The 19,883-nt window shown below is 73.4% G+C and carries 21 protein-coding genes; 8 read left to right on the top strand and 13 right to left on the bottom strand.

Annotated features, from left to right (window positions below; genetic code table 11):
- Positions 1–22 precede the first annotated feature (22 nt).
- Entirely contained in the window at positions 23–1,120 is a 1,098-nt protein-coding gene (locus ACWEVP_RS28270) for an AI-2E family transporter (protein ID WP_452065589.1), read from the bottom strand.
- A gap of 118 nt (positions 1,121–1,238) precedes the next feature.
- Here ACWEVP_RS28270 and ACWEVP_RS28265 point away from each other — a divergent pair, with 118 nt between their 5' ends.
- Positions 1,239–2,180 carry a glycoside hydrolase family 43 protein gene (locus tag ACWEVP_RS28265; RefSeq protein ID WP_452065588.1) on the top strand — a complete coding sequence of 314 codons (942 nt, stop codon included), beginning with the start codon at positions 1,239–1,241 and terminating at the stop codon, positions 2,178–2,180.
- 81 nt (positions 2,181–2,261) lie between these two features.
- On the top strand, positions 2,262–2,948 hold the full coding sequence (locus tag ACWEVP_RS28260; protein ID WP_452065587.1) for a hypothetical protein: 687 nt from the start codon (positions 2,262–2,264) through the stop codon (positions 2,946–2,948).
- Here the strand turns inward: ACWEVP_RS28260 and ligD are convergent.
- The 3 genes from ligD to ACWEVP_RS28245 all read right to left on the bottom strand — a co-directional run bounded on the left by ligD (position 2,945) and on the right by ACWEVP_RS28245 (position 7,296).
- On the bottom strand, positions 2,945–4,927 hold the full coding sequence (gene ligD, locus ACWEVP_RS28255; protein WP_452065586.1) for a DNA ligase D: 1,983 nt from the start codon (positions 4,925–4,927) through the stop codon (positions 2,945–2,947). The genes ACWEVP_RS28260 and ligD overlap by 4 nt on opposite strands.
- A gap of 72 nt (positions 4,928–4,999) precedes the next feature.
- Positions 5,000–6,541: an FUSC family protein gene (locus ACWEVP_RS28250; RefSeq protein WP_452065585.1), complete on the bottom strand. Its 1,542-nt coding sequence runs from the start codon at positions 6,539–6,541 to the stop codon at positions 5,000–5,002.
- A 197-nt stretch (positions 6,542–6,738) separates the two neighbouring features.
- Positions 6,739–7,296 (bottom strand): TetR/AcrR family transcriptional regulator, encoded by a 558-nt coding sequence (locus ACWEVP_RS28245; protein ID WP_452065584.1) that lies wholly within the window; start codon positions 7,294–7,296, stop codon positions 6,739–6,741.
- A gap of 121 nt (positions 7,297–7,417) precedes the next feature.
- Here ACWEVP_RS28245 and ACWEVP_RS28240 point away from each other — a divergent pair, with 121 nt between their 5' ends.
- Entirely contained in the window at positions 7,418–8,116 is a 699-nt protein-coding gene (locus tag ACWEVP_RS28240; protein WP_452065583.1) for an alpha/beta fold hydrolase, read from the top strand.
- 128 nt (positions 8,117–8,244) lie between these two features.
- Here ACWEVP_RS28240 and ACWEVP_RS28235 read toward each other — a convergent pair whose 3' ends face one another.
- Positions 8,245–9,123, bottom strand: coding sequence for an RNA polymerase sigma-70 factor (locus ACWEVP_RS28235; protein WP_452065582.1), 879 nt, complete (start codon positions 9,121–9,123; stop codon positions 8,245–8,247).
- Positions 9,124–9,275: 152 nt separating this feature from the next.
- Between ACWEVP_RS28235 and ACWEVP_RS28230 the strand changes: the two genes are divergently transcribed.
- Positions 9,276–9,749: a carboxymuconolactone decarboxylase family protein gene (locus tag ACWEVP_RS28230; RefSeq protein ID WP_452065581.1), complete on the top strand. Its 474-nt coding sequence runs from the start codon at positions 9,276–9,278 to the stop codon at positions 9,747–9,749.
- A 55-nt stretch (positions 9,750–9,804) separates the two neighbouring features.
- Positions 9,805–10,422, top strand: a complete 618-nt coding sequence (locus ACWEVP_RS28225) for a class I SAM-dependent methyltransferase (protein WP_452065580.1) — start codon at positions 9,805–9,807, stop codon at positions 10,420–10,422.
- On the opposite strand, the gene ACWEVP_RS28220 is transcribed toward ACWEVP_RS28225, so the two are convergent.
- Both ACWEVP_RS28220 and ACWEVP_RS28215 read right to left on the bottom strand, forming a co-directional pair.
- Positions 10,415–11,149 carry an HAD family hydrolase gene (locus tag ACWEVP_RS28220; protein ID WP_452065579.1) on the bottom strand — a complete coding sequence of 245 codons (735 nt, stop codon included), beginning with the start codon at positions 11,147–11,149 and terminating at the stop codon, positions 10,415–10,417. The two genes, ACWEVP_RS28225 and ACWEVP_RS28220, sit on opposite strands and share 8 nt — an antisense overlap.
- Positions 11,150–11,165: 16 nt before the next feature.
- On the bottom strand, positions 11,166–11,621 hold the full coding sequence (locus ACWEVP_RS28215) for a DUF4383 domain-containing protein (RefSeq protein ID WP_452065578.1): 456 nt from the start codon (positions 11,619–11,621) through the stop codon (positions 11,166–11,168).
- 140 nt (positions 11,622–11,761) lie between these two features.
- On the opposite strand from ACWEVP_RS28215, the gene ACWEVP_RS28210 reads away from it, so the two are divergent.
- Together ACWEVP_RS28210 and ACWEVP_RS28205 are read left to right on the top strand one after the other, a co-directional pair.
- Positions 11,762–11,920, top strand: a complete 159-nt coding sequence (locus ACWEVP_RS28210) for a hypothetical protein (protein WP_452065577.1) — start codon at positions 11,762–11,764, stop codon at positions 11,918–11,920.
- A gap of 71 nt (positions 11,921–11,991) precedes the next feature.
- Positions 11,992–12,717: an ATP-binding protein gene (locus ACWEVP_RS28205; RefSeq protein WP_452065576.1), complete on the top strand. Its 726-nt coding sequence runs from the start codon at positions 11,992–11,994 to the stop codon at positions 12,715–12,717.
- Positions 12,718–12,824: 107 nt separating this feature from the next.
- Here the strand turns inward: ACWEVP_RS28205 and ACWEVP_RS28200 are convergent, their stop codons facing one another.
- From ACWEVP_RS28200 to ACWEVP_RS28175, 6 genes are all read right to left on the bottom strand, one after another.
- Positions 12,825–13,046, bottom strand: a complete 222-nt coding sequence (locus tag ACWEVP_RS28200; RefSeq protein WP_452065605.1) for a DUF2188 domain-containing protein — start codon at positions 13,044–13,046, stop codon at positions 12,825–12,827.
- Positions 13,047–13,126: 80 nt separating this feature from the next.
- The gene (gene couO, locus ACWEVP_RS28195) at positions 13,127–13,993 is read right to left on the bottom strand and encodes a 4-hydroxyphenyl-beta-ketoacyl-CoA hydrolase (protein ID WP_452065575.1); all 867 of its coding nucleotides are present in this window, start codon (positions 13,991–13,993) and stop codon (positions 13,127–13,129) included.
- A 15-nt stretch (positions 13,994–14,008) separates the two neighbouring features.
- Positions 14,009–14,902 (bottom strand): 3-hydroxyacyl-CoA dehydrogenase NAD-binding domain-containing protein, encoded by an 894-nt coding sequence (locus tag ACWEVP_RS28190; protein WP_452065574.1) that lies wholly within the window; start codon positions 14,900–14,902, stop codon positions 14,009–14,011.
- Complete coding sequence (locus ACWEVP_RS28185) at positions 14,899–16,815, bottom strand: acetoacetate--CoA ligase (RefSeq protein WP_452065573.1); 1,917 nt, start codon at positions 16,813–16,815, stop codon at positions 14,899–14,901. Before ACWEVP_RS28185 ends, ACWEVP_RS28190 begins: the two co-directional genes overlap by 4 nt.
- Positions 16,812–17,588, bottom strand: coding sequence for a crotonase/enoyl-CoA hydratase family protein (locus tag ACWEVP_RS28180; RefSeq protein ID WP_452065572.1), 777 nt, complete (start codon positions 17,586–17,588; stop codon positions 16,812–16,814). Before ACWEVP_RS28180 ends, ACWEVP_RS28185 begins: the two co-directional genes overlap by 4 nt.
- A complete protein-coding gene (locus ACWEVP_RS28175; protein WP_452065571.1) occupies positions 17,585–19,141 on the bottom strand; it encodes an acyl-CoA synthetase in 1,557 nt (518 codons plus the stop codon). Before ACWEVP_RS28175 ends, ACWEVP_RS28180 begins: the two co-directional genes overlap by 4 nt.
- A gap of 347 nt (positions 19,142–19,488) precedes the next feature.
- On the opposite strand from ACWEVP_RS28175, the gene ACWEVP_RS28170 reads away from it, so the two are divergent.
- Positions 19,489–19,854 (top strand): STAS domain-containing protein, encoded by a 366-nt coding sequence (locus tag ACWEVP_RS28170; RefSeq protein WP_452065570.1) that lies wholly within the window; start codon positions 19,489–19,491, stop codon positions 19,852–19,854.
- Positions 19,855–19,883 lie beyond the last annotated feature (29 nt).

Raw genomic sequence — 19,883 nt, 5'->3', positions numbered from 1 at the left:
GGTTGCCCCCCGCGCGGCGGTTTCACGTCCGGTCGAGGCGGTGCACGGCCACTTCCCGCACCACCAGGAGCACGGCCGCCGCGACGGGCACCGCCACGAACGCGCCGACCACGCCGAGCAGCTCGAAGCCGATCAGCACGGCGACGACCGTGACGAGCGCCGGGATCCGCACGGCCCGGCCGACGATCTTCGGCAGCAGCACGTAGTCCTCGAGCACGCGGTAGCCGACGAAGAAACCGGCGGTCGCGAGACCGGCGGGCACCGACACCGTCAGCGCGACGAGGGTGGTGCCGGCCCCGGCCACCACCGAACCCGCGACGGGTACCAGGTCGAGGACGGCGACGAGCAGGGCGAGCACCAGCGGGTAAGGCACGCCGAAGCCCCACAGCCAGGCGAACGTCAGGACACCCGCGATCAGCGACACCACGACGTTGCCGACCAGGTAGGCGCCGACCTTCCGGAAGACGGCGTCGCCGATGAGGATCACGCGCGGCCGCCGCGACCGGGGAGCCAGCCGGTAGAGCGCCGTGCGGACCCGCGGGAAGTCGGCGGCGAAGTACGTGCTCAGCACGACGACGATCGCGGCGTCGCCCAGCACGGCGGCGAACGACTTCGCGACGTCCGTCAGGTGGATACTCCGGAGCGCGGCTTCGAGCCCGAAGGTTTCGTTGGCGCGGCCGAGGAGCGTACCCGGGTCGCGCAGCAGCGCCAGGTAGTGCGGCGCGCCGTCGCGCAGCTGCCCGAGCTGGTCCGACAGCGGAACGGCGGCACCGGCGACGGCGGCGCCGAAGACGGCCAGCGCAGCCACGACGACCAGGCCGGCGGCGAGCGCGCGGGGCATCCGGCGGGTGAGCCGGGCGGTCACCGGCTCCAGCCCGACGGCGATGAAGAACGCGATGCCGATCAGCAGCAGCACGTCGGACGCCGCGAGCACGACCTCGACGACCGCGACCGTGACGGCCACCCCGGCCGCCGCGGTCAGGCCGGCGAAGAACGGCGACCGGCGGTCGAGCGGCTTTCCCGGCGTGCCAAGGGGTTTCCCCTGGCGTGTGGCCGCTCCTTCGGCTTCGCCGACGGCGTGCCCGGCGCGGTGGGCGCCACGGCCTTTCGGTGCGTGCATGCGACGGCGGCTACCCTCTGGCCGCCGGTCGAATCCACCCGATCCGGGCGCGCGGGCAAGTCCACACCTCCCGGTGACCACGATTGCCGAAACCCTCGGAACGTCAAGAGAATCGCTTATGAACACCCGGTACTGCCTGCTCGCTCCCGTGATCGCGCTGGCGGCCGCTTTCGCCGTCTCCCCGGCGGCTTCGGCCGTCGGCGAACCACGTCTGCTGATCAACCAGGACTTCCCCGACCCGGACGTCGTGAAGACCCCGGGCGGCTACTTCGCGTTCTCGACCAGCACCGGCTCGGGCCGGGTCCCGGTGGCGACCGCGCCGGCACCGGAGGGGCCGTGGCGGATCACCGGCGACGCGCTCGGCGCCGTGCCCGCGTGGGCCAAGCCGGACGGCGGGTTCTGGGCACCGGACGTCACCCAGCTGCCGGACGGCACCTTCGTCCTGTACTTCGCGGCGGCGAAGACGGCGGGCGGGGAGATGTGCCTCGGCGCCGCGACCGCGGCTGAAGCGACCGGGCCGTACACCCCGGCCGGCGACCAGCCACTGGTCTGCGTGCCCGAGGACCACGGCGACATCGACCCGCAGACGTTCCTCGACGCGGACGGAACCCGTTACCTGCTCTACAAAAGCGACGGTGCCGCGACCGGCGCACCGGCCGCGATCTTCCTGCAGGAGGTCGAAGCCGACGGGCGCACGCTCACGGGCCCGCGCACCGAGCTGCTGCGCGCGGACCTGAACGCGGAGAAGGCGGTCGTCGAGGCGCCGTCGGTGGTGAAGACCGCCAGCCGGTTCCTGTTGTTCTATTCGGCGGACACGTTCCGGAGTTCGGGGTACCACACGTGCTACGCGTCGGCGCCGACGGTGACCGGCCCGTTCGTGAAGGCGGACGCGCAGTTCCTCTCGACGGAGCTGCTGGGCGGCAAGGTGGACGGTCCGGGCGGCGCCGACGTCGTGGACGGCCACATCTACTTCCACGGCTGGCTGGACGGTGCGCGCACGGCGCGCGGGTTGTACGAACTGCCGATCTCGTTCCCGGGCGACGTGCCGCAGCTGGGGTGAGCTTCACTCACCCGGGTAGCGGTCCGGTTGGCGTGCGCGTGGCCGGTTATCCGGGGGCGAGCATCGAAAGGGAGGACGGTCATGACGGTCTTTTGGGGTCTCGCCGGCTTGCTCGGGCTGCTGGGGTGCGTCGGGTTGCTGCGGAGCCGGGCGGTGCCGACGGAGGCCGATCCGCTGGCCCGGTACCCGCAGGCGCGGGAACCGGCGCGGCCGAACGCCGACGCCGCGCACACGCCGCTGATGACGCCGGTCGTCACGCCGGACCTGCTCGGGTCGGAGCAGCCGCTGAACCAGCGTCGAGCGCCGGTCCGGCCGCGGGGGCGAGAGGCCCCCGAGCCCGCGCCGCGGAGCGACGTCCGGGCGCGGCCGCAGGTGCAAGCCGAAGCCCGCGCCGTACCGGATCTCCCGCGACAGCCCCGTCATGCTCCGGCGGCTCCTCCTCTCCCGGTGAAGTCCGTGGCCGCACCGGCGCGGGCCGCCGAGCCGCGGGCCGCTGAGTCGCGGGCCGGTGAGCCGCGGGCCGCTGAGCCGCGGGCCGCTGAGCCGCGGGCCGCCGAGCCGCGGCCCACCGAACCGCACCCGGTCGAATCGCGGCCGGAGGCCCCGGCGGCCGAGTCGGGAACGATCGCCGGCGAAATCCCCGCGCCGCGAACCCGATCCGTCGAGGAAACACCCACCGGGGAACCGGCGCCGGGCAAGACCACGGCCGGCCGGAAAGCCTGGCGGGGCCTGCTGAACCAGGCCAGGCGCGTCCTCAAGCGACACTAGGGGAGCGGAGCCCGGCTCCCGGGCAAGCCGTCGAGCACATCACCGAACTCGTCGACGCGGTCGAGGACGTCCTCCGCCGTGAACGTCAAATGGTTCACGTGGCGGCACGCGCGGACCTCGTCCCACGTCACCGGCGTCGAGACCGTCGGGTGGTCGCGGCCGCGCAGGGAGTACGGCGCGACCGTCGTCTTGGCCGGGTTGTTCTGGCTCCAGTCGATGAACACCCGGCCGCCGCGCTGTGCCTTGGCCATCACCGCGGTCACCGAGCCGGGCGTCTCCCGCGCGAGCTGCTGCGCGAGCCGCTTGGCGTACGCCGACGGCGCGGCCGGGTCGTCGGTCCGGATGCCGCAGTACAGCTGCATCCCCTTCGACCCGGACGTCTTCGCGAACGGGGTCAGGCCTGCGGCGACCAGGACGTCGTGGAGGCGTTCGGCGACGCGCGCGCAGTCGACGACCGTCGTGCCCGGCCCGGGATCGAGGTCGAACACCAGGCGGTCGGGCGGACGGCGCGTCGCCGCCGACGTCACAGTCCATTGTGGAACGTGCAGTTCGAGCGCCGCCATGTTCGCCGCCCACACCAGTGCCGGGAGGTCGTCGAGGAGCGGGTAGTCGATCGTGTCACCGCTGCCGCGCGATCCCGTGCTCGGCAGCCGGACCGTGCGCAGCCACGACGGCGCGCCGTGGGGGACGTTCTTCTCGAACCACTTCTCCCCGCCGACGCCGTTCGGGTAGCGGATGAACGTCACCGGCCGGCCGGCCAGGTGCGGCAGCAGGACCGGCGCGATCCGCGAGTAGTAGTTGATCACCTCGCCCTTGGTGAACCCGCCCGCCGGGTACAGCACCTTGTCCAAATTGGACAGGGTGAGCCGCCGGTTCCCGGCCTGCACGGTGATCCGCTGACCGGCCGGTGCCGGCGGCGGGGGCGGGGCCGGTACGGGTTCCGCCGCTCGCGGGGCGACGACGTCCGCCGGCTTCTTGTCGGCGCGCAGGCCGCGCCAGGCGGTGTGGCGGACGCGGCCGCCGCGCGTGAACTGCCGGTAGACGATCTCCCCGACGAGCCGCGGCTCGACCCAGCGCGCGCGGACGGTGTCCTCTCGCGGCGGCGTCGCCGCGAACGGGTGGGTGCGGCGTTCGAGCTGCTGCAGCTGCGCCATCAGGTCGGCGCGGGTGGCCTGGCTGAAGCCGGTGCCGACATCGCCGATGTACACGAGGTCGCCGGTGCCGGGGTCGTGCGCCCCGAGCAGGAGACCGCCGAGGGTGCCGGTGAAGCTGCGCTGCCCGGGGCGCCAGCCGCAGACGATGACCTCCTGGGTGCGGATCAGCGGGTGCTTGAGCCAGGAGTCCGGCCGCTGCCCGGGCACGTAGGCGGAGCTGCGCAGCTTCGCGACGACGCCCTCGTAACCGGCCGCCGCGGCGTGGGCCAGGAAGTCCGCCGGCGTGCGGCGGTCGGCGGCGAGCTCGTCGAAGGTGACGGCGCGGACCACCGAGACGCGGTAGGGGTCGGGCATCGGCAGGCCGGCCAGCAGGCGGCGGCGCTCGTCGTAGGGTTCCTTCAGCAGGTCACGGTCGCCGAGCCGGAGCAGGTCGAAGGCGAGGAACCGGACGGCGACGTCGTCGAACGGCCGCCCCCGCGGCCCGCTCTGGTGCCGGACCCAGCGGCCGCGGCGCTCCTGCATGAGCTCGAAGTCGATCCGGCCGTCCTCGTCGTAGACGACGACCTCGCCGTCGAGGTAGGCGGCCCGGCCGTCGAGCGCCGGGGCGAGGACGCCGGCGAGCTCGGCGAACTCGGCGGTGAAGTCGATGTTGTTGCGGCTGGTGAGCACGGTGGTGCCGGCCGGGGCGATCCGCATGGCGGCGCGGTACCCGTCCAGTTTGTACTCGTACGCCCACTCGGCGCCGCTGCGCAGGCGGCCGCCGTCGGCCTTGGCCAGCATCGGCTCGACCCACGCGGGGACGCCGGACGCGTCGTGAGCAGCCATGCCGAACCTCCGTGTGTGCCCCTCGAAGGTAACCCGTTCGGCCTAGCCCCGCTGGGTTTGCGCAGGTGAAAGCTACCGGAACGCTTGTTCCCATTCCTCGGCGCGCAGTTCGCCCGGCGCCGACGTCCAGCAGGCGGCGAGCAGGTCGTGACCGCGGTGGACGAGCTCCGCGTGCCCGGCCCAGTGCCGTCGCGTCCAGGCGAGGTCGTTGTGGGCCGAGTCGACCGCCGCGCGCGTCGTGCCTTCGAGCTCGAACTGCAGGTCGCGCCGGAGGTCCATGGCCGCGGGGCCGGTCGCGAGCAGCGCCAGCGCGGCGGCGCGGACGCGCGACTCGGTCCAGCCGAACGTCGTGCGGTGGGCGTTCGGGGCGAGCAGGTACTGGGCGAGGACCGCGAGCACGACACCGATGAGCGTCTCCAGCAGGCGGTCGCGGACGACCGGGCCGATCGCGCCGGCCGCCGCGGCGCCACCGGCCAGCAGGGCCACCGGCGTGATGAAGACGACGGCCACCGCGTAGTTGCGCGGGACGAACAGCTCGATGCAGAACTGCAGCGCCGCGACGGTGGCGACCAGGGCGATCCCGGCCGGCGCGAACAGCGAGATCACGGCGAAGAGCGCCAAGCCGACGGCGGTTCCGGCGAAGCGCTGCAGGCCGCGTACGTTCGCGTGGAGACGGTCGGTGCCCTGCTGCAGGACGACGAGCGCGCTGAGGACCGCCCAGTGCGGGCGCGCCAGGCCGAGCGACGCGCTGAGGGTCCCGGCGAGCACGCAGGTGCCGCCGACGCGCAGGGCCGTCACCGTGGCGTGGGAGCGCGGGGACGCCGACCGCCGCAGCCGGTAACCGACGCCGGGCCGGGGGAGCGGCAGGGTCCCGGCTTCCTCGTCGGCCGCGGCGGTGAAGCGCCGGTGGGCGGCGATGAGCGTCGTGGCCAGGCCGGAGCCCGGGCCGTGACCGGCGTCGTGGACGGCGTTCCAGGCGGCCGAGAGGGCCGAGCCGGCGGCGTGGCGGGTCGCTTCGCCATCCAGGAACGCATCGACGGCTTTGCCGGCTTGGTGGACGGCCGCGCGTTCGGGCTTGTGGCGGTCGGCGAGGACGCCGGCCATGGACACGACGGCGGAGGACGCCCCGCCGAGCGCGGTGCAGAGAAGCAGGGTGAGGGGAGCGGCGCCGGCTTCGGTGGCGATGAGGGCGCCGCCGCAGACGAGGGCGAAGAAGAGGGCGCCGGGCGGCCCGAGCCGCAGGGCGTCGACGGTGTAGACGGCCAGCACGGCGACGGCGCTGACGACGATGACGACGCCGGTCTTGGTGCCGGTGGCGCCGACGGCGGTCCCGAGCCCGGCGGCGAGGAGAAGCATGGCGGCGGCGGTGAGGACGACCCGGGCGCGGACGCGGTAGGGGCGGCCTTCGCCGTAGAGGACGGCGAAGGCGCCGAAGGTGACGAAGAGCGCTTCGGCGGGACGGCCGGCGAGGACGACGAGGGTGCTGGGCAGGAGAACGGCGGCCGCGGCGCGAAGCCCGGCGCTCCACCGCCGCCCGGCGGCGGGGAGGGCGAAGAGCAGGGCTCGCGGCCGGGCGATGCGGGGAAGCGGATCTCCGGACGGCACGGCGTTCATTCCAGCACGCCGGGTGGGCCGGGCCGGAGCGGACGGAGCGCAGGGGTGAGGTAGGTCGCTGCGCGAGCGGCGGAAGCCCGGGGCCAGGTGCGGCGGTGGCGGCGCGGAAACCGGTGCGACCGTGTAGGGCGCATCGAGGGACCCAGCGTCCGCGAACGTGCCGATCACGGAGCCGCCGAGCGGCGCCGGGCGCGAGGTCAAGCCGGGAAGAACTCTTCGACCGCTCGCCGGAGCGTTGCCCGCACGGTCTCCGCGTCGTCCAGCTCGCCGCCGTGCAGTGCGCCGTCGCGGAGGAGGACCAGCACCCGGGCCGCGTGGCCGGGGTCCGGGTGGCCCATCTCCGCCGCGTCGGACCTCAGTACCTCGAAGAACCACTTTCTGTGGTCCTCGATCACCCGGCGGACCTGGTGGTCCGGGTCCGGGTACTCGGCCGCCGCGTTGAGGAACTGGCAGCCGCGGAAGTCTTCACCGCACGTCGCCTCGCCCACCACCGACAACGCCGCCGCCAGCGCCTCGCGCGGGGGCTTGCCCGCCCGGGCCGCGTCCACCGCCTCGCGGATCCGGCGGCTCGTCTCCGCCAGGTACGCCGCCACCAGGTCGTCCTTCGTGGGGTAGTGCCGGTAGAACGTCGCCCGCGTCACCGACGCCTCGGAAACCAGCCGCTCCACCCCGACCGCGTGGATGCCCTCGGCGTAGAACAGCCGGGACGCGGTCGCCAGCAGCCGGTCCTTCGGGTGCACGTCGGCAGTCGCCATCCCCTCACCGTAGAGAAAGAATGGTCGTTCTGCAAGATCGCCTACATCACGTTGCCACGCCGCCCCGGAGCGGCCAGAGTGTGGAGACAGAAAGACTGATCGTTCTCCCAAGGAGCCAGCCATGAGCAAGCCCACCATCGTCCTGGGGCACGGCGCTTTCGCCGACTCGTCGAGCTGGACGGGTGTCGTCGCGAAGCTGCAGGAGCAGGGCTTCCCGGTCGTCGCGGTGGCGAACCCACTGCGCGGCGTCGAGTCCGACGCGGCGTACGTCGCGGACGTGGTCAAGGGCGTCGAAGGCCCCGTCGTCCTCGCCGGCCACTCCTACGGCGGCGCCCTGATCACCCGCGCGGCGACCGAGACCCCGAACGTCCGCGCCCTGGTCTACATCGCCGCGTTCCAGCCCGACGCGGGGGAGAGCGTCTTCGAGCTGTCCGGCCGCTACCCGGGCGCGAAGCTCGGTCCGGAGACCACGAACGTCCTGGTCCACGACGGAACGCCGGAGCTGTCGATCAAGCCCGAGGACTTCTCCGAGGTCTTCGCGGCCGACGTCCCGGCGGAGACGGCCGCGGTCCTGGCCGTGACCCAGCGCCCGGTGGCCCAGCAGGCCCTGGCCGCGCCGTTCGAGGGCACGCCGGCGTGGACGAAGCTCCCGTCGTGGACGCTCATCGCCAACCAGGACAACGCCATCCCGGCCGCGGCCCAGGAGTTCATGGCCGAGCGCGCGTCCTCGACGGTCCGGCGGATCGACGCTTCGCACGCCGTCGCGGTGTCCCAGCCCGGCGTCGTCGCCGAGGTGATCGTGGCGGCCGCGGGCGAGTGACCCGCGGGTGATCGGCGGGAGGCCGGCGCGCGCCGTCCGGTACTCCCGCACGATCCGGGTCACGAGCTCGGCCGCGCGCCGAACTGCGCGGCACCCGCCGCCGAGAGCCGGCCGGAGGCGTGAAAAGGTCAGCGCCGCAGGGTGGTCTCTTCGTCCAAACGCGACAGTTTCGCCGGGTTCCGCACCGCGTAGAGCCCCGTGACGAGCCCGTCGTCGACGCGCAGCGCCAACACCGTGTCGACCTCGCCGTCGCGGCGCAGGACCAAAGCCGGGTGGCCGTTGACCTGGACCGCCGTCAGGGAGCCGGTCGAGAAGTTGTCCAGACCCGCCGTGAGCAGGCGGGCCACCGCCGGGGCGCCGGCCACCGGCTCCAGCACCGCCTGGACCACCCCGCCGCCGTCGCCGAGGAACACCACGTCCGGGGCGAGGACTTCCAGCAGCTCGCGCAGGTCGCCCGTCGCGACCGCGCGCCGGAACGCCTCGAGCGCGTCACGGGACGTCGCGGGGGACACGGCGCCGCGGGGCCGGCGCGCCGCGACGTGGGAGCGGGCGCGGTGGGCGATCTGGCGCACCGCCGCCGCCGTCTTGCCGACGGCTTCGGCGATCTCGTCGTAGTCCAGGGCGAACACCTCGCGCAGCACGAACACCGCGCGCTCGGCCGGCGTCAGCGTCTCCAGCACCAGCAGCATCGCCATCGAGACGCTGTCGGCCAGTTCGACGTCCTCGGCGACGTCCGGCGCCGTCAGCAACGGCTCGGGCAGCCACGGGCCGACGTAGGACTCCTTGCGGCGGCCCAAAGTCCGCAGCCGCATCAGCGCCAGGCGCGTCGTGATCCGGACCAGGTACGCCCGCTCGTCGCGCACCGCGGCACGGTCCACGCCCGCCCAGCGCAGCCACGTCTCCTGCAGGACGTCTTCGGCGTCGGCCGCCGAGCCGAGCATCTGGTAGGCGACGGTGAACAGCAGGTTCCGGTGCGCGACGAACGCCTCGGTCGCGGGGTCGGGCACGGGGAACTCCTCGGTCGGTGTCGAGTTTCCCACCAGATGCCGCTCACCACCGCGCTGTGACAGTGACCGTCGTCACGCGCCCGTCGTGTCACGGCCGCCGGGTGGTCCGGCATCTCCTGGCCGACCGTTCCGCGACCACGAAGTGAGCAACCATGGAACCCCGGTTCACCTTGACCGACAACGAAATCGGCGCGAAGTTCGCCAAGCGGTTCGGCACCGCGAGCCTGGCCATCGTCCAGTCGCCGCTGCCGAAGATCACGCAAGAGCTCGTGTCCCTGCGCGTCAGCCAGATCAACGGCTGCGGCTGGTGCGTCGACATCCACACGAAGGAGCTGGCCGCCGCCGGGGACTCCGCGGTCCGGATCAACCTCGTCGCGGCCTGGCGCGAGGCCACGGTGTACACCGGCGCCGAGCGGGCCGCGCTGGCGCTGGCGGAGGAGGGCACCCGGATCGCCGACGCCGCCCCGGGCGTCTCCGACGGCACCTGGGCCGCCGTGCGCGAGCACTTCGACGACGACCGGACCGCCGCGCTGGTCGCGCTGGTGGCCCAGATGAACTCGGCCAACCGGCTCGCGGTGATCCTGCACCAGCGGGGCGGGGCGTACGAACCCGGCATGTTCGGCTGAGCGCTCCCGGCCCGGGAACACCCGATCCCGGGCCGGTTCGTGCTTCGCTGGGGGCATGACGAAGGCGCAGCGCTGGAACCGGTACTGGGACCGCAAGTCCGCGAGCTACGACGCGGAGATGGGTGTCTGGGACCGGCGTCTCTTCGGCGACTCCCGGCAGTGGGCCTGCGGGCAGGCGGCGGGCGAAGTGCTGGAGGTCGCCGTCGGCACCGGGCTCAACCTGCCCTGGTACCCGGCCGGGGTGCCGCTCACCGGCCTCGACCTCAGCGGCGGGATGCTGGAGATCGCCCGGTCCCGGGCCCGTGAACTGGGCCGCGAGGTCACGTTCCGGCAGGGCAGCGCCCACGAGCTGCCGTTCGCGGACGCTTCGTTCGACACGGTCGTGTGCACGTTCGGGCTCTGCGCGATCCCGGACCCCGCGGCGGCGGTGGCGCAGATGCACCGTGTCCTGCGCCCGGACGGGCGGCTGATCCTGGTCGACCACGTCGCCGGCTCGCCTGCCGTCGTCCGGGCGGCGCAGTGGCTGGTGGAGCTGGCGAGCGTCCCGCTGGCGGGCGAGCACTTCCGGCGCCGTCCGCTGAAGCTGGTGGAAGCGCTCGGGATGCCGATCGAGCGGCGGGAGCGGTTCAAGCTGGGGCTGGTCGAACGGCTGGTGGCCCGCAAGGTCAGCTGAACAGCTCCGCCAGCGGGCTCTGCTCCAGATCGGCCAGCAGCGCGGCGACGTCGTCGTAGGTCGCGACCGCGCCGGCTTCCTTCAGTTCCGCCTCGCCGACGCCGCCCGACAGCACACCGATCGTGCGCACCCCGGCCTTCGTCGCGGCTCGCACGTCCCAAACCGCGTCGCCGACGAAGATCGTGTCCTCCGGTGCCGTGCCCGCCTTCTCGAGGGCCACCCGCACCGGTTCCGGGTCGGGTTTCGTCGCTTCGACGTCGGCACCGGCGACGATGTCCCGCACGACGTCGTCGACGCCGAGGGTCTTGCGCAGCACGTCCAGCTCGTCGGGACCCGCCGACGTCGCCAGGACCACCCGCACGCCCTTCGCCGCCAGGGCCCGCACCAGCTCCGGGGCCTGGGCGAACGGCCGCAGCAGCTCGGCGGTCTCCAGGTAGAAGCGGCTGTGCAGCTCCTTCGCGTCGTCGCCGGCGCGCTCGGCGTCCTCGGCACCCAGCAGGGTGCTCAGCAGCTTGCCGGCCCCCTTGCCGATCGCGCGGTGCACGCGCCAGGAGTCGACCTCGCGGCCGAGCTCGTGAAAGGCCCGCCGCCAGGCGTGGACGTGGAGGTAGTTGGAGTCGACGAGCGTGCCGTCGACGTCGAACAGGACCGCGGTGGCGATGGCCGTCTCCTCGGGTTTCGGCGGGTGTCGGCGAGGTGGGTACCCGCCGCGGGCGGCCCTACACACGACGAGGCCGCACGGTTCACCGCGAGTCGGCGACGGGGCCGCGCGTGGCGCCCAGCGGGATCAGGCCGAGCGCGAGCATGCCGACACCCAGGCCGAAGTGCAGCCAGTTGTCGGCCGTGTCGACCGGGACGAAGTTGGCCGCGCTGTCCTGGTCGATCAGCAGGCCGTAGAGCCACAGCACCAGGTAGACCACGCCGCCGCCGACGAGGAACGCCTTGGCCCCGCCCGGGGTCCGCGCCAGCGCGAGCCCGGCGACGCCGAACGCCAGGTGGACGATGTTGTGCAGGATCGACACGGTGAAGATCCCCAGCAGCATGGCCCCGGAGTGGTGCCCGGCGCCGGTGAGCATGTCGTAGTTCGTGGTCACGCCGGGGATGAACCCCAGCACGCCGACCAGCAGGAAGACCACTCCCACGATCGCCGCGAGCAGCTGGCGCGGGGTGCGCCGGACGGCGGTTTCGGTCGATGCCATGGTGGTTCCTCCGATTCGGGTGGGACGGGCCCTCGGCCGGGGGCCGCGCCCGGGGCGCATGCCCGGCTTCGGGCCGGGCAAACGCGTTTCGCCACGCGGGCCGCCGGGTATGCCCCGGTTTCGCCCGATCGGAGGAAGCGATGAGCACTCCCGAAATCGACCCCGTGACCGCCGAAAGCATGGAAGAGGACGCGGACGTCGGCGGCGAGCACACGGAGCCCACGTTCCGCGACCAGGACCCCGTCCCGCCGCCGTCCGACGAGGACGACGCCGATCACGGCGGCATGCCCGCCGGGTGAGGGCGACCCGGCCGTTTGAGCGCCGGGTGACCGGATATCCGATCCGAGGTCTTTCGCCAGGAGGTGGTCCGGTGCTCGCCCGGCACAATTCCGTGTGGCTGGTTTCCGCGGCGGGGTCGGCCGCCACCGCCTCCGTCGTCGGCGTGCTCGACCGGACGACGTACCCGCGGCTGCGCGACAGCCTGCTCGAACTCGCCGCCGACGCCGAAAGCGCCGTGCTCGTCGACGTCGAACGGCTCGTCCTGCGCGACCCGGCGCTGCTGCGGGTGTTCGCGCTGGTCGCGCTGCGGATCCGGGACTGGCCCGCCGTGCCCTTCGCCCTCGTGACCGGGCGCGCCGACCAGCGGGCGGTCTTGGCCGGACTTCGGATCCCCGTGTACGCCGACGTCGCCGCCGCCGAAGCCGCGCTGGGCCGCCCCGCGGCGAGACGGGCCCGGCGCGTGCTGGCCCGGTCCCCACGCACCTCCGCGTGCGCCCGCGAGTTCGCCCGCGACACCTGCGCCGGGTGGGGCGTGCCCGAACTGGCCGAGGACGCCCGGCTGATCGCGACCGAACTCGTCGAAAACACGCTGCGGCACACGGATTCGGCGCCCCGGCTGCGGCTGGAGCTGCGCCGCGGGCGGCTGTCGGTCGAGGTGGCCGACGAAAGCTCACGCCCCGCCGTCGTCCGGGAAGGGCTGGACCTCACCGAGACGGGAGTCGGATTGCGCATGGTGGCGAAGGTCGCGAAGACGTGGGGGAGCAGCCGGCGCCGGTCCGGCGGCAAGACCGTGTGGGCCGTGCTGGCCCGTCGCTGAGGTCCGCGTCACGTCGGGGAACACCGCCGTTTCCCGCGCGTTGTAACGGATACCGGCTCCCGCTCGCAGGTAACCCCCAGCCTTCGCCGGGCGGGGCCGGCCTTTGTCTACTGTGGACGCTTCAGGCGCGGCCGGTAGTCGCGCTCGGTTTCGACGTCGCCCTCGGGCGTGTGGACCACGTGCCCGACCCGCCGCTTCTTCGCGATCAGCCGGCCGGACAGCACCGCGTCGGTCCGGCGGGGCGAGGTGTTGGACGCCCGGCTGCCGCCTTCGACGCGGTTCTTCCAGAGCCCGTCCTCGAAGTAGGTGTGCACGTCACCCTCGGCCACGACGTCCGCCTCCGTCCGCACTGTGCCTGTGGTTACTGCGCCAGACTCGGCGGGTGCCCGGGGACGGACCGGACAAACGTTCAGGCCAGGCCGAGTACCCGGACGGCGTTCTCCTTGAGGATCAACGGACGCACCTCGTCCTTCAGGTCGAGGGCGGCGAAGTCGGCGAGCCAGCGGTCCGGGGTGATGACCGGGAAGTCCGAGCCGAACAGCACCTTGCGCTTGAGCAGCGAATTCGCCGCGCGGACCAGCTGCGGCGGAAAGTACTTCGGCGACCAGCCGGACAGGTCGATGTACACGTTCGCCTTGTGCGTCGCGACCGAGATCGCCTCGTCCTGCCACGGCACCGACGGGTGGGCCAGGATGATCGTCAGCTCCGGGAAGTCGGCGGCGACGTCGTCGAGCAGCATCGGGTTCGAGTAGCGCAGCTTGATGCCGTGCCCGCCCGGCAGGCCCGCGCCGATGCCGGTCTGCCCGGTGTGGAACAGCGCCGGGACACCCAGCTCCTGGATCGCCTCGTACAGCGGGTAGTAGCGGACGTCGTTCGGCTCGAACGCCTGCAGGCTCGGGTGGAACTTGAAGCCGCGGACGCCGTGCTCGCCGACCAGGCGCCGCGCGCGGCGCACGGCGGCCTTCCCGGCGTGCGGGTCGACCGAGCCGAACGGGATGAGCACGTCCGCGTGCTCGGCCGCCGCGTCGGCGATCTCTTCGCTCGACAGCGCCGGGTGCCCCGTCGCGGCCGGCGCCTCGACCGTGAAGACGACGGCGGCCATGTTCCGCGCCCGGTAGTGCTCGGCGATCGAGGTCACCGTCGGCGTGCGGTCCTGGTCGGCGCGGAAGTACTTCGCCGACGCGTCCAGCAGCTCCTGGTCGAGGGCGAAGCAGCCGTGCCCGTCCTGTTCGACGTGGGTGTGGACGTCGATGGCGGTCAGTGCGGAAAGGTCCACGGGGGTCTCCGGTGCTCAGGGCAGGTCGGGCTGGGCGGCTTTCGCGGCCAGCAGCTGGTGCAGGACGGCGTCGCGGGCGGCGACGAGGGACTGGTCGTCGGTGCCGGCCAGTTCGGCGCCGACCCCGGCGACGAGCGTTTCGGCCAGTTCCGGGGTCAGGTGGACGCGGCCGAGGTCGCGCCACCACTCCTCCGTCGGCGGCCCGAGGTGCGCGAGGACGTGCGCGAGCCCGCCGGCACCGCCGGAGAGGTGCTGGTTGGCGAACGGGCCGAGCACGGCCCAGCGCAGGCCCGGTCCGTTGGCGATCGCGGCGTCGATGTCGGCGACGGTCGCGACTCCGCGTTCCACCAGCGAGTACGCCTCCTGCCACAGCGCGGCCTGCAGCCGGTTCGCGACGTGGCCGGGCACCTCGCGCGTCAGCCGGATCGGCCGCTTCCCGACCGAGGTGTAGAACGCCACGGCCCGGTCGACGACCTCGGGCGCGGTCTCGCGGCCGGGCACGACCTCGACGAGCGGGATGAGGTGGGGCGGGTTGAACGGGTGCCCGACGACGACCCGCTCGGGGTGGTGCGGGCAGCCGCGGGCGATGGCGCTGGGCAGCAGCCCGGACGAGCTGCTCGCCAGGACCACGTCCGGCCGCGCGGCTTCGTCGAGGACGGCGAACAGCGCGTGCTTGACGTCTTCGCGCTCGGGGCCGTTCTCCTGGACGAAGTCCGCGACCGAAGCCGCAAGGCCGGCGTCGGTGACGAACCGCAGCCGCTCGACCGCCGCGCCTTCGAGCGCGATGCGCAGCCGCTCCTCGGCACCGGGTGCCGGATCGGTGGCGACGACGTCGAGGCCGTGGGCGAGGAACAGCCGCGCCCAGCTCGCGCCGATCACGCCGGTGCCGACCACCGCGACGGTGCTCATGCGGGCGTCCGGAAGGCGTCGAGGGCGGTGGGATCGGCCAGGACGTCCGTGCCGACGACGTCGCCTGCCCGGGCGCCGAGCAGGAGTTTCTTCACGGGCAGCTCCAGTTTCTTCCCGGTGCGGTTGCGGGGGATCACCGGGACGGCGGTGATCGAGTCCGGCACGTGCCGCGGCGAGAGCGAGCTCTTCAACGCCGCAGCGATCTTCTCGCGCAGCGGCGCGTCCAGGACAGCGTCGCGGAGCACCACGTAGAGGCGGAGGTCGCCGTTCCCGCCCGCCGGGTCTTCCAGGTGCACGACGAGGGAGTCCTCGACCTCCGGCAGCTCCTCGACGACGGCGTAGAACTCGGCGGTGCCGAGCCGGACGCCGCCGCGGTTGAGGGTGGCGTCCGAGCGCCCGGCGATGACGCAGCTTCCCTCCCGGGAGAACCGGATCCAGTCGCCGTGGCGCCAGACGCCCGGATAGACGTCGAAGTACGTCTCGCGGTAGCGGGAACCGGTGTCGTCGCCCCAGAACCCGACCGGCATGGACGGCATCGGCGCGGTGATCACGAGTTCGCCCAGCTCGCCGACGACTTCGGTGCCGTGCTCGTCGAACGCCTTCGCGTCGACCCCGAGGCAGGGCCCGGAGATCTCCCCGGCGAGCACGGGCTGCAGCGGGCCGCCCTGGACGATCCCGCTGCAGACGTCGGTGCCGCCGCTGCCGACGTTGAGCAGCACGTCGGGCCCGAAGACGTCCCGCACCCAGTGGTAGCCCTCGGCGGGCAGCGGGCTGCCGGCCGCGCCGAGCTGCCGCAGCGCGCTCAGGTCGTGGGACGCGGCCGGGTCGAGGCCGGCTTTCCGGCAGGCCATGAGGAAGCCGGGGCTCGCGCCCATCAGTGTCGCGCGGGTCTCGGCGGCCAGGCGCCACTGCCACGCCAGGTCCGGGTGCAGCGGGTTGCCGTCGACCAGCACGATCGACGCTCCGGTCAGCAGCCCCGAGACCAGCGCGTTCCACATCATCCAGGCGGTGGTGGAGAACCACAGGATCCGGTCGCCGGGGCGCAGGTCCCAGCTGAGGCCGTGGTTCTTGAGGTGCTCGAGGAGGATCCCGCCGTGGCCGTGCACGATCGCCTTCGGCTTGCCGGTGGTCCCGGAGGAGAACAGGACGCACAGCGGGTGCGCGAAACCGACCGGCTCGAACCCGGGCGCGCTCTCGGTGAGCAGCTCGGGCCAGGAGAGCGTGTCCGGGAGGTCGTACTCGCCGTAGGGGACGTGCACGACGTGCTCGACGGTCGGCAGGCCGGCGCGGATCTCGGCCACCTCGGCGCGGCGGTCGACGTCCTTGGCGCCGTAGCGGTAGCCGGCGACGGTCAGCAGCACCCGCGGTCCGATCTGGCCGAACCGGTCGACGACCGAGCGGGCGCCGAACTCGGGCGCGCAGGACGCCCACACCGCGCCGAGGCTCGCGGTCGCCAGGTAGGCCACCACGGTCTCGGGGATGTTCGGCAGGTAGGCCGCGACGCGGTCGCCGCGCCCGACGCCGAGCCGGATCAGGCCCGCGCGGGCTCTCGCGACCTGGTCGCGCAGCTCGTCCCACGTCAGTTCGGCGCGGTCGCGGGTCTGCGAGTACGCGACGACGGCGACTTCGCCGCCGGGGCCGCCGAGGGCGTGCTCGGCGTAGTTGAGGGTCGCGCCGGGGAACCACGCGGTGCCCGGCATCCGCCGGTCCCCGGCGACCGCGGTCGCCGGGGAGTGGAACCGCACGCCGAAGAACTCCTTGATCGACGTCCAGAAGCCGTCGAGGTCGGTGACCGACCAGCGGTGCAGCGCGGCGTAGTCCTCGAAAGGGCGGCCGCGTTCGGCCAGCCAGGTCAGGTACCGGCCGATTTCGGTGGTTTCGCGGACGTCGGGCGCGACCGGGCGCAGGATCATCGGCCGACCTTCCCGGCGCGCTTGTCCAGGAACGCCTGCATCCGGTCCTTGGCCTCGGCGCTGCCACCGGCGACGGCCGCCATCAGTGCCTCCAGCAGGTAGCCCTCGGCCGGGTTGGCCTCGGCGATGCGGGGCAGCGCCTGCAGCACGGCGAAGTTCGTGACCGGGGAGTTCGCGGCGATCTTGCGGGCCAGGTCGAGGGCGTGCGCCGAGCCGTCGTCGACGAGGTAGTGCGACAGCCCGGCGTGGTGGCCTTCGCCGGCGTCGAGGACGCGGCCGGTGAGCATCATGTCGGTCATCCGGTGCGCGCCGATCAGCCGCGGCACCCGCACCGACGCGCCGCCGCCGACGAACAGGCCGCGCTGGCCTTCGGGCAGCGCGTAGAACGCCGAGGGCTCGGCGACGCGGATGTGCGCGGCCGCCGCCAGTTCCAGGCCGCCGCCGATGACCGCGCCCCGTAGCACGGCGACGACCGGGACGCGCCCGCGTTCGAGCCGCTCGAACGCGCGGTGCCACATCATCGAGTGCTCCAGGCCTTCGAACGTGTCGCGCTCGGTCAGCTCGGCGAGGTCGAGCCCGGCGGAGAAGTGCTCGCCGACGGCGTCCAGCACGACGGCCTTGACGCCGCGGGGTGGCGCGCCGAAGAACGCTTCGAGGCCCAGCACGGTGGCGTCGTCGAGGGCGTTGCGCTTCTCGGGCCGGGCGAGCCGCAGCACGGCGACGTCGTCGTGCAGGTCGAGGCGCAGGGACGGGGGCAGGAAAGCGGTGGTCATGCGGGTCCGTTCGGGAAGGCTTCGGCGGCCCGCGCGCGGAGTTCGACGCGGCGGATCTTGCCGGTGGCGTTGCGGGGCAGGGCGTCGGTGAACTGGATGTGCTTCGGGATCTTGTAGCGGGCGAGGTGCTGTTCGAGGTGGCCGCGGAAGGTGGCTTCGTCGAGTTCGGCGCCGGCGCGGCGGACGACGAAGGCGGCGCCGACCTCGCCCCAGCGCGCGTCGGGCACGCCCACGACGGCGCAGTCGCCGACCGCGTCGAGCCGGACCGCGACGGCCTCGATCTCGGCCGGGTACACGTTCTCGCCGCCGGAGATGATCATGTCCTTGACGCGGTCGACGACGTGGGCCCAGCCGTCGTCGTCGACCTTGACGACATCGCCGGTGCGGAACCAGTCGTCGTCGACGAAGCTCGCCTTCGACTCGTCCGGCCGGTTCCAGTAGCCGCCGAAGACGTGCGGGCCGCGCACGAGCAGCTCCGCCGGCGTCCCGGACAGCGGCTCGGGGGCGAGGCCGGGGCCGAGCCCGGCCACGTCGGTGAAGAAGTGCGGCACGCCCGCGGCGACCGGGTGGTCCAGGGTGCCCTCGTGGGTGGCCATCGAGACGCCGGGGGAGGCCTCGGTCATGCCGTAGCCCTGGAGGAGTTTCACGCCGCGGTCGAGCCACGCGCGGGCGACGCGCTCGGCGACCGGCGAGCCGCCGTAGAGCACGCACGTCAGCGAGCTCAGGTCCGTGCGCTCCCAGTCTTCGTGGCGGCACAGCAGCTCGAGCATGGTGGGGACGGCGGAGAAGCTCGTGATCCCGGCCTCGCCGATCCGGCCGAGGATCGTGCCGGGGTCGAACTTCGCCACCGGTTCCACGCTGCCGCCCTTGAACAGCGTCGGCAGCGTGATCTGGCCCAGCCCGACGCAGTGGAACAGCGGCGCGATGCACAGCGCCTTGTCGGTGCCCAGGACGTCGAGGTGGGCGAGCTGGTTGACGGTGTTCCAGGTGAGGTTCCCGTGGGTGAGGACCGCCGCCTTGGGCCGTCCCGTGGTGCCGGAGGTGTAGAGCAGCAGGCACGGGTCCTCGAGCCGCACGCCGGGCGACGGCGGGTCCCCGGCGGCGGCGGCTTCGGCCTCGTAGTCCAGCCCGCCCGCCGGGCACGACGCCGGGTCGGTCGCGACGACGTGCCGGAGCGTTTCCGGCAGCGGGCCGGTCAGCAGGGCGTCGGTGTCGGGGCTGTGCACCAGCACCGATGCGCCGCTGTCGTCGAGCATGTAGCGGATCTCGGTGGGGGAGAGGCGGTAGTTGAGCGGCACGAAGAGCGCGCCGAGGCGAGCGGTGGCGAAGAGCGTCTCGAAGACGGTGACGTCGTTGACGCCGAGGTAGGCGACGCGGTCGCCCCGGCGGACGCCGAGCCGGGCGAGCGCGCCGGCCAGCCGTTCGACGCGCTCGGCGAGCCCGGCGTAGGTGCGCGTGCGGCCGGGCTGGACGAGCGCGGTGCGCCCGGGGGAGATCCGCGCTCGGCGCGCGGGCCAGCTGCCGAGGCCGAAGTCGGCCGGGCCGAGGGTCATGCCGCACACCTCCTATGTCAGGAACCCTGAGATATCGACGAGCATGACTGTCACCCGCGCGGGCTGTCAAGAGCGGGCCGTCCGGCGGCGGGTTCTGGTGCCTGTGCCGGGAAGACGTGCTTTCGGCCGACAGCGGTCCGCCGCCGGTTCGGCCGTTGGCGGGGTTGCGCCGTTTGGATCAAGTACTAGGCTGCAAGGGTGCGGTTCAGGAGCAGCCGCCCTCCCCCCGACTTGCCGGCGTTCGAGCGGGCAGTGGACACCGCTCGGCACGCCATCCGCGACTGAAGGCGTACAAGATGTTGGTCGTGCAGCACCCCGCGACGGCAATCCCCGTGCCGTCTCCCCGCGTGGAACGAAGTTCCTTCGCCATCAAGGTCATCCGGCCGTACTTCGGCGCGGTGATGGTCCGGATCAGCGGCGCCCTCGACGAGGACAGCGCCGCCGAGCTCGGCTCGGTCCTCGCCACCTGGGCGCACCGGCGGTTCCCGACGCTGGTGCTCGACCTCTCCGAGGTCGACTTCCTGGACTCGGCCGGGCTTTCCGTGCTCGCGGACATCCACGTCCGGACGGTCCGCGAGAACACCACCCTCCGCATCGTCACCGGCGACAACCGCGTGGTGCGCCGGGCGCTGGCCGGCAGCGGCCTCGACCACGCGCTGAACCTCAGCCCGCTGCCGTCGGGCTGGGAACGGGCGACGGAGATCCCGAACTAGCGGAACCGGGCCCGGCCCGCGCGGCGGTA

The sequence above is a fragment of the Amycolatopsis sp. NPDC003865 genome (genome assembly GCF_053605345.1).
This window is presented reverse-complemented; position numbering and strand designations above follow the sequence as displayed.